At 53.8% G+C, this 6,131-nt stretch carries 6 protein-coding genes; 1 reads left to right on the top strand and 5 read right to left on the bottom strand.

Annotated elements, in window-relative coordinates; genetic code table 11:
* Nucleotides 1-476: 476 nt before the first annotated feature.
* The 3 genes from LBR61_08260 to LBR61_08250 all read right to left on the bottom strand — a co-directional run bounded on the left by LBR61_08260 (nucleotide 477) and on the right by LBR61_08250 (nucleotide 3,303).
* Nucleotides 477-677 (bottom strand): hypothetical protein, encoded by a 201-nt coding sequence (locus LBR61_08260; GenBank protein MDR1732072.1) that lies wholly within the window; start codon nucleotides 675-677, stop codon nucleotides 477-479.
* A 282-nt stretch (nucleotides 678-959) separates the two neighbouring features.
* Complete coding sequence (locus LBR61_08255; GenBank protein ID MDR1732071.1) at nucleotides 960-2,165, bottom strand: PLP-dependent aspartate aminotransferase family protein; 1,206 nt, start codon at nucleotides 2,163-2,165, stop codon at nucleotides 960-962.
* Between the two features lies 1 nt (nucleotide 2,166).
* Nucleotides 2,167-3,303, bottom strand: coding sequence for an amidohydrolase (locus tag LBR61_08250; GenBank protein ID MDR1732070.1), 1,137 nt, complete (start codon nucleotides 3,301-3,303; stop codon nucleotides 2,167-2,169).
* A gap of 326 nt (nucleotides 3,304-3,629) precedes the next feature.
* Here LBR61_08250 and LBR61_08245 point away from each other — a divergent pair, with 326 nt between their 5' ends.
* The gene (locus tag LBR61_08245; protein MDR1732069.1) at nucleotides 3,630-4,868 is read left to right on the top strand and encodes a hypothetical protein; all 1,239 of its coding nucleotides are present in this window, start codon (nucleotides 3,630-3,632) and stop codon (nucleotides 4,866-4,868) included.
* Nucleotides 4,869-4,982: 114 nt separating this feature from the next.
* Here LBR61_08245 and LBR61_08240 read toward each other — a convergent pair whose 3' ends face one another.
* Together LBR61_08240 and LBR61_08235 are read right to left on the bottom strand one after the other, a co-directional pair.
* A complete protein-coding gene (locus LBR61_08240; GenBank protein MDR1732068.1) occupies nucleotides 4,983-5,669 on the bottom strand; it encodes an RraA family protein in 687 nt (228 codons plus the stop codon).
* A gap of 53 nt (nucleotides 5,670-5,722) precedes the next feature.
* Nucleotides 5,723-6,109, bottom strand: a complete 387-nt coding sequence (locus LBR61_08235) for a VOC family protein (protein MDR1732067.1) — start codon at nucleotides 6,107-6,109, stop codon at nucleotides 5,723-5,725.
* Nucleotides 6,110-6,131: the final 22 nt, after the last annotated feature.

The following is a 6,131-nucleotide window of genomic DNA, read 5'->3' as shown; positions in this document are numbered from 1 at the left end:
ACCCCAACGACAATACGGCCACAGTCTGGCTGTCCTGGGAGGACCTGCAAAAAATCGTCGCCGCCAACGGGAACGTCACGCACCTTATCGACATCTAAGCATTTTTCACGGAAGAGGGCAATGACTGTCAAATTCAGCCGACGGGCGTTTCAAATCTGAGCGTCGCAAGTGTCCAACCTCAGCGACCCGAGGTGTCTAATGTGAGCGCTGTATGCAGTAGTATTGGCGGTTATTGCGACAGTATTGGGAACCTTTTTTCTGTTGCAGACAGCCCATGTCCGGCAGACGTCTCTCATAGATATGGCCCCACAGCGCTTTTTGGAAATGAATTTTCTTCAACGGCAGACGTCTCCGCTTTACCCGAACGGTTGAAGAAAAAGCTGCTCCAGTGTGTGTAATTTCTGCTCTTTCAAAGCGGGATCCCGCGTGGCGAAGAGACCGCGCTCACGATCAGATTTTTTGTCGCACATTACTTGTTACTTAACTTCCAGTACAGTTATATCCAGGTGCTTTCTGCCAAAATCATGTTTCCGTTCCGAACCGCTTTTCCATGCTGAAATCGGGAGCCCTCCGAACTCAGGGATGTCGGAGAAATCTATATCCTCATCCCATACAGAGGCGGCCAGTTGAGCTGCTTCTTCAATATTTTCAGGTATTGGAGCATATTCTTTTTTCATAATTCTGTCGCTCCTTTCTCGTCGCTTTTCTAGCGGTAATAATTCTAAAAACATCTTCTCCATCAATTGTTATACGTTCTACGAACACAACAAACAACAAAAGCACGGGAGAAGAAAAGGCTTTTGCGGCGTAAATTCTCATTGCCCATTGGGACAGGATTCCTCAGGAAATCGCTGATGACTGCCTTAAAATTCTGAAGGAAAATTCAGGGGCCGGCGAGTTGTGTGAGTCGCCTGCCCCCTGAGCATTATAACCCGGTTTTCTCTTGCTTTGCCTGCTTTCTACTTTGTCGCGTTCAGAGCCTGCTCCAGGTCCGCGATGATGTCGTCCGCGTCTTCGACGCCGACGGAAAGGCGCACCTGACTGGGCGTGATGTCCGCGGCCTTCAGCTCTTCCGGCGAAAGGTGAGAATGGGTCATGGAAGCCGGATGCTCCAGCAGCGTTTCCACCCCTCCCAGGCTCACGGCGAGCTTGATGAGTTTCAGATTGTTCACGAAGACCTTTGTCTGTTCGAAAGTGAGCGCAAGCTCAACCGAGACCATTCCGCCGAAGTCCTTCATCTGCTTTTTCGCTGTTTCGTGCCCCGGATGGCTTGGCAGCCCCGGATAATGAACTACCGACACGAAAGGCGAATGGGCCAGGTATTCGGCGACCCGGCGGGCGTTCTCACAGTGAATTTTCATCCGAAGCGGAAGCGTGGCGACCCCGCGAATGGCCAGATACGCGTTGTCCGGCGCCAGTACCGCGCCCGTTGCCCGCTGGATGCCGAAGAAACGGACCTTCAAAATATCTTCCAGGGAACCGCACACGCAGCCGCCCAGGATGTCGCTGTGCCCGCCGATGTACTTCGTCATGGAGTGAAGAACGATGTCCGCGCCCAAAGAGAGGGGGTTCTGGAGACAGGGCGACGCGAAGGTGTTGTCGATGATGACCTTCGTCTCGGCGTTGTGCTCGTGGGCGATTTTGGAAATCGCAGCGATGTCGTTGATCTTCAGAGTGGGATTGCAGGGGCTCTCGAAATAGACGACTTTCGTGTTTTTCTTCAAAGATTTTTTCACGTTTGCCGGATTGCTGAAGTCCACGAAGTTCGATTCCACGCCGAATTTGCCGAGGACCTGAGCGATGCAGATGTGCGTGTCGCCGTAAAGCGCCGTGTCCGCAAGGACATGATCTCCGGCTTTCAGAAACGTCCAGAGCGTCGTTGAAATCGCGCCGATGCCGCTGGCCGTGGAAGTGCAGGCCTCAGCGCCTTCCAGAGCGGCTATTCTGTGCTCCAGAGCGGCGTTGGTGGGGTTGCCGACCCTTGAGTAAATGAACGAGTCTTTCCCCGCCGCGAGGTCTTTCGACCGCTTCGTTCCAACATCAATGTTGGGAAATCCAAATGTACTGGAGCGATAAATCGGCTCGGTGACGGAATGGAACTGGTCTTCGCCTGCACCCGCGTGTATCGCCTTCGTCTGAATGCCCTCGTGTTTCTTCTTACTCATGTCACTGATCCCCGCTTTCATTTGTAAAATATTTTTCGAGAAAGTCCACAGCTCTGACCATGACGCTTTCATCCGGGTTGAAGCGGTCCGAGTGGAGCGGCTCGGTTCCGCCCACGCCAAGCCAGAACATCATGCCTGGAATATTGTGAATGAGATAGCCAAAATCCTCGGCGGTCATCGTGATCGGCGCGTCTCTGAAGGTCAGGCCGGAATAACTCCGCGCGAAACGGATGAAACGCGCTGTGATTTCCGGATTGTTCTCCACAGGGAGATACGCGCCGGTCTGAATGGAAATCTTCGCTTCGGCGCCGAAGGTCGCCGCCGTGTTGTTTGCGATTTTTTCGACCTTTTCGTGGCCCAGGTCCATGAGTTCTTTGGTGAGCACTCTCATCGTTCCCCGCAAAGTACAGGATTTCGCCACGGCGTTGCCCGCCTCGCCTCCCTCGATCATGCCGAAGGTCAGGACTCTCGCCGCCAGTGGGTCGAGATTTCGGCTCACCACGGTTTGGACAGCCATAATGAAAGACGCCGCCGTGACGATGGGGTCGATGGAAAGGTGCGGCATGGCGGCGTGAGCCGGTTTTCCGATAAATTCGATTCTGATGAGGCTGGCGCTGGCGAACAGCGTGCCGGGTTTCGTGGCGATCTCCCCCGGTTTCCATTCCGGTGAGACATGAAGCCCGTACAGTTCGTCTATGCGGAACGGGTTCAGAATGCCCGAATCGTAAAGCTCCTTGCCCCCGCCTCCGCCTTCTTCCGCCGGCTGAAAGAGGAAAAGAAAATTATTTTTTCGCGGTGCGGACAAAATGCGCTCCAGCAGCCCCAGTCCCACCGTCATGTGCATATCGTGCCCACAGGCGTGCATCTTGCCCGGATGCCGCGAGGCGAAGGGCAAATCCGTTTTTTCCGAGATCGGCAGTCCGTCCATGTCCGCGCGCCAGCCAATGGTCTTCACGGGCGCTTTCCCCGGAATGTAAAGAATGATTCCCGTTTTGTAACGACTCACCTGAACGTCCGGGCGGTCCTTTATCAATTCCGTAATGTGTGACAGCAGCAACGCTGCCGTTTCGTTCTCCGTGAAGCATGTTTCCGGAATTTGGTGCAGAGCCCTTCGAATCGCAATCAAATCGAGAGCCAAGTCAACCCCTCCTCTTCCCCCCAGTTTCAGAAATTGCCGACCAAAACCCAAAAGAACGGAACCCGCCGCTGACGCAGGAATCGTTTCCGCAGCCTGCCGCAGGTCACGGGACAAATCAATCGGCTCTTTTCTGTTTGCCACGCTAAAATACAACAATTCTCATTGTATTTGCAAGGGGAAAAACACATGAATAATTGAATTTTTAAATAATATTTCAAAAAAATTGTTTATTAGGATATTTTTATGACAAATGATAAGTCTTTATATTTTATATTAATGCTACAATTTATCTGACATAAGATTTATACCAGGAGGAGTTGAGGCTCGTGGAAATATTGAAGTTTTTTGGAGTGAGCGCCGATAACAACGTCGCGACGGGATGGCTGGTGGTGGTGGCAATTGTCTACGCCATTGGAGATTATGCTTCGGCCAAAACGAAAGCGATTTTTTCCATGATTTTCGTGTCGGGCATCATTTTCCTCGTGGCTTTTTGGTTTGGCCTGCCGCAGGACATTTTTCAGAGGACCTCGCTGATCCAGTTCACGGTTGTGGTCGCGCCAATTCTGCTGGTCCATATGGGCACCCTGATGAAAGTCAAAACCCTGATTCATGAGTGGAAGACCGTCACCATAGCGTTTTTGGGGCTGGTGGGGCTGTCCATCGGACTTTACTACGTCGCCAGTCCGGTGATTGGGAACGTCCAGGCCCTGACGGCGGCTGGACCCATTTCCGGAGGCATCGTCGCCACCATGATCATCCAGCAGGTGCTGGAAGCCGAAAATCTCCCTCACCTGGTGGTTTTCGCCTCCGTGCTCCTGGTCATCCAGAACTTTGTGGGGCTTCCCGTGGCCTCCTTCTGCCTGAAGCATGAAGGGCGGAGGCTCGTGAAAAACTACAGGGAGGGAAAAGTTTCGTCCGCGGATTCGGCCGGCGAGGCGGATCCTGATGTTCCCGCGTATCGCCTTTTCCCGGCGACCCCCAAACTCCTGCAGACGAATTTCATTCTGCTGGCGAAGAACTGCGTCGTGGGGTACCTGGCGGTGTGGCTTTCCGAGCGCTTCGCCCTGATGGCGGGCATTCACATCGACAGACTGATCCTGTCTCTGATTTTGGGAATCGCCTTTTACGAGTTGGGTTTCCTGGAGCACGACATCCTCACAAAAGCCAATTCGGCGGGGCTCGGCATGTTTTTCTGCCTGGTGCCCATATGGACGGGGCTGTCGAGGGCCACGCCGGCGATGGTCAGGGAACTGATCTTCCCCACGGTTCTCTGCTTCGGCATCGCCATCGTTTGTCTGGCCATCACGTCTCTGATCCTGGGGCTGATACTGCGCTACTCCTGGTTCATTTCAATGGCCATAAGCGTCACGTGTCTTTTTGGCTTTCCCGCCACCTTTTTCATCGCTCAGGAAGTCAGCTCCGCTCTTTCCGAAACCGACGAGGAGCAAAAATACATGATGAGTCAGCTTTTGCCCAAGATGATGATCGGCGGGTTCACCACGGTGACGATCGGGTCCACCGTCCTGGCCGGCTATCTGGCGGAGGTTATCAAGACCCTTCATTAGCGAAAAAGTGAATCCGGGAGACCTGCAGCGCGCGACGTCAGGTTTCCCGTTTCGTATTTTCGAAAAAATGAAACCGGAGAACAATCCTGTTCTCCGGTCAATGGTGTCTCTCCGCTACATGATTCCGAACTTCGCGAAGGCGTCCACCGTGCTCATGCCGGCTCGTATCGCCCGGGCCACCTCGTTTTCTCCCCGAACCTTTTCCAGCGCCTTTTCGATAATTTCCTTTTCGTGTTTCGCGGGGACGGCCACCACGCCGTCAATGTCCCCGAAGATAAGATCTCCCGGCTCCACGCGAACGTGGTTGGGGAACTCCAGCGGGCAGCGATAGTCGATGACCCGGCCTCGCGCCCCCTGGTCCTGAGCGTAGGGACCCCAGGAGAACGCGGGAAACCCCAGCTTCAGGATTCCCTTCGTGTCCCTCAGATAGCCGTCGACCACGGCTCCGGCCGCCTTCAGGTGGATGGCGCGGGTGGACATCAGTTCGCCCCAGTGGGCATAGGTGGGGCTGCCGCCGGTGCAGATGTAAATCTCTCCTTCTTTGAGGTCGTCCAGGGCCTCGAACATCAGCCCGAAGGGCTCCTTTTTCCCGCCGCGGGAGACGGTGACGCTGGCGCAGTCGGCCTCCAGCACGGTCATGGCGCGCCCTGTCAGCACGATGTCGTCTTTAACGGGACGAATCTGGGCCGGCAGAAACTGATGAATCAGCCCCATTGTGTCCATGATATCCCCGACCACCGCCGTAAACAGCTCTTTTTTCATCAGAGCGAACAATTCCGCATCATTTTTGAAACTCGTCATATTTTTCTCTTTCCCCCTGCTTTATTGAATCTTCATCAGATCAGGACTTCAGATCAGGACAGAAGGGGCTTGCCCCGCGAGATAATCTGCAGTCGGTGCCCCTCCGGATCCTGCGTAAAGCGCATTCGCGTTCCCCCGAAAAAGGCGTTGTTCGTCTCCGGATCAAAAACGATTCCCTTTTTCTGCAAATCTTCAATCGTCCGGTCAAACGCCTCAGGCGCCACGACAATCGCGAAGTGCGTGGCAAAAGCGTTATGAACGGTATCGTCCTTTCCCGGGGGAACGATTTCGATGCTCATCTCTCCCAGGTTGATAAAATAAATGGGAGGAGTGCCCTCGCTTTTGTAAAGAATGTTGAAGCCCAGGTTATCCCGGTACCACTCGGCGAGTTTTTTTGCGTCTTTTGCGGGAAGCGCGAAGTGTTCAATTTTCATATTCATTTTTCTCCAGCCTCTTTTTTCT

The sequence above is a fragment of the Synergistaceae bacterium genome (genome assembly GCA_031272035.1).
In the GTDB taxonomy this organism is placed as follows: domain Bacteria; phylum Synergistota; class Synergistia; order Synergistales; family Aminobacteriaceae; genus JAISSA01.
The sequence above is the reverse complement of the archived record's forward strand: the minus strand, read 5'-3'. Positions and strand labels throughout refer to the sequence as shown.